The 2,796-nt window shown below is 68.7% G+C and carries 1 protein-coding gene; it reads right to left on the bottom strand.

Going from position 1 to position 2,796, the window contains the following annotated elements; genetic code table 11:
• The coding region (locus ABZ808_RS30865) for an AMP-binding protein (protein ID WP_357012922.1) at positions 1–2,701 on the bottom strand (2,701 nt) is incomplete at its 3' end.
• Between the last annotated feature and the right edge of the window lie 95 nt (positions 2,702–2,796).

Raw genomic sequence — 2,796 nt, 5'->3', positions numbered from 1 at the left:
CCGGATCCGCCACCATCGACTCCAACACCACCCGGAACATCCCCGCCAACCGCACCAACCCCGCCGAACCAAACACCCGCCCATCAGCAACGAGGCGAATCACGGTCGGGCTGGCACCGACGGACAGGACGAACTCGGTGGCGGCCACGTCGCTGGCGACCCGCCCGGCAACGGCCTCGTCGGCGTGCGTGGTGTGGCCGTCGGTCGTCGGCGCGGCGCCAGGTCCGTCCGCGTCTCCCCTCCCGGACGGGTCGGTACGAGGCTCGGTGTAGCCGAAGACGACGTCGATGGGGTGCGCGTCGACACCCGTCAACCGCCGCACCGCCGGCAACGGGAACCGCCGATGCGGCCACAACTCCACCTCACGGTCGAACACCGACCGCACCAGATCACGCCACGAACCCCCACCCCGCTCATGACCGAACGGCAACACATTGATGTACATCCCATGCACACGCTCCGCACCCCGCACCTCCGGCCGCGCATCACACACCAAACCCGTGTGAAAACGCCGCTCATCAGTCAACTGACTCATCACCTTCAAATGAGCCGCGTGCAGAACAGCCTTGACGGGTACGCCGAGACTGCTGGCGAATTGGCGCAACGCACCGTCCAGGTCGGCGATGTCCACCTCGGTACGGGACACCTGCCGCGGGCCGGAGTCGATCGCCTGGCTGCCCGGCAGGGTGAGCTTCGGCCTACCGGTCACCACTTCCCGCCAGTAGGTGGCGTCCGTCTCGGAGTCGAGCGCCGAGAGTTCGGCGGCCACGAAGTCGGCGTACCGGACGGCCACCTCGTCGGCCGGGGTCGGCTGCTCGCCACGCCGCCGCCGGTGGTAGCCGTCGCGCAGGTCGGCCAGCAGGAGGTTGAGGTCCCAGCCACCGGTGATCAGGTGACTGACGGAGACGGTGAGCCACCAGGCCCGGTCGTCCTCGCGATGGACGGCCACCCGCAGCAGCGGCGGCGGCGTCGCCAGGTCGAACGGTCGCTCACGCTCGGCGGCGACGTACGCGGAATGGCCCGTCGCGTCGTCGTGCACAGTGACCGGCACCTGCGCCTCGGCGTGCACGAGCTGCATCGGCATCGAGTAGCCGGTCAGGTCGATCGAGGTGCGCAGCGTGTCGTGCCGGGCGACCAACTCGGCGAGGGTGGCGCGCAGCGGCTCGACGTCGAAGGGCAGCTCGTCGTGCACGGGCATGGTGTGCACGATGTGGTAGGGCGAGGCGCTCTCGTCCTTGGCGATCTCCACGGCCATGCCGACCTGGGCCTGCGTGGCCGGGTAGGCGTCGGTGAGGCCGGCAGGCAGCGCGGCCCGATCGGTGTCGGTCAGCAACGCGAAGGGCGCTACCGGCTCCCACGAATCCTCGACACCACCCAACGACGCCACCAGCCCGCGCACGGTCCGGTACGCGAAAACATCGCGGACACTCGTCGGATAACCCGCCGCCCGCAACGCCCCCACCAACGACACCGCCAGCATCGAATCACCACCGAGATCAAAGAAACTCGACTCGACACCAACAACGTCACGACCCAACACCCGCGCCCACACCGCAGCCACCGCGCGCTCCACCACCGACACCGGCGCCACAAACACACCCACCGACTCATCACCGAGCACCGGCAACGGCAACTGACGCCGATCCACCTTCCCATTCGGATCCACCGGCACCACATCAACCACCATCACCACCGAAGGCACCAACGCCTCCGGCAAAACCCCCCGCAACACCCCCCGCACACCCACCACATCAACACCCGAACCCACCGGCACCACAAAACCGGCCAACACCCGCCGACCATCAACCTCCACCACCGACGCCACCGCATCCCGCACACCCACACAGGACCGCAACGCCGACTCCACCTCACCCAACTCCACCCGCACACCACGCAACTTCACCTGCGCATCCAACCGACCCAGGAACTCCACACTCCCGTCCGACCGCCACGCCACCGCATCCCCAGTCCGATACAACCGCGACCCCACCAACCCAAACGGATCCGGCACAAACCGATCCGCCGTCAACCCCCCACCCCGCAAATAACCCCGACCCACACCCACACCACCGACGAACAACTCCCCCCGCACGCCGACCGGCACCGGCTGGAGTTCGTCGTCGAGCACGCGCAGGGTGAGGTTCGGGAAGGGGCGCCCCAGCGGCACGCGGGACACGTCGGCCAATTCGTCGGCGGTGCAACGCCAACTGGTCACGTCGACGGTGGTTTCCGCCGGCCCATAGGTGTTGTGCAGTTCGCAGTCGGGCAGCGCCGCCAGGAACGCCCGCGCCACGTCGACCGGCAGCTCCTCACCGCCGACCGCCACCGACCGCAGCGAGGTGCACCGCTCGATCCCCTCGGCGAGCAGCGCCGACACCATGCTGGGCACGAGCTCGATCGAGGTGACCGACTCGGCGATGATCAGGTCACGCAGGTACGCGGGGTCACGGTGACCACCAGGCCGGGCCACGACGATCCGCGCGCCAGTCGACAGGGCGGCGTACACCTCGGCCGGTGAGACGTCGAAACCGATCTCGGTCTTCTGCAGGAGCACGCCGTCGGCACCGAGGCGGTTGATGGTGGGTGCGACGTGGGCGGTCCGGTTGACCAGGCCGGCGTGCGTGACCATCGCGCCCTTCGGCCGACCCGTCGAGCCCGACGTGAAGATCACATAGCAGGCGTTGTCCGGACCCACCACCACCGGCACATCCTCAGCAGACTCACCAGCCCACAACCCCGGCCGATCAACCAACACCACCTCAGCCGACAACCCCGGCAACCCCGCCACCAACCCCG

The organism is Micromonospora sp. NPDC047527 (assembly GCF_040643015.1).
In the GTDB taxonomy this organism is placed as follows: Bacteria; Actinomycetota; Actinomycetes; order Mycobacteriales; family Micromonosporaceae; genus Micromonospora.
Note: the sequence above shows the minus strand (reverse complement) of the source record. Positions and strands in the feature narration are given on the sequence as shown.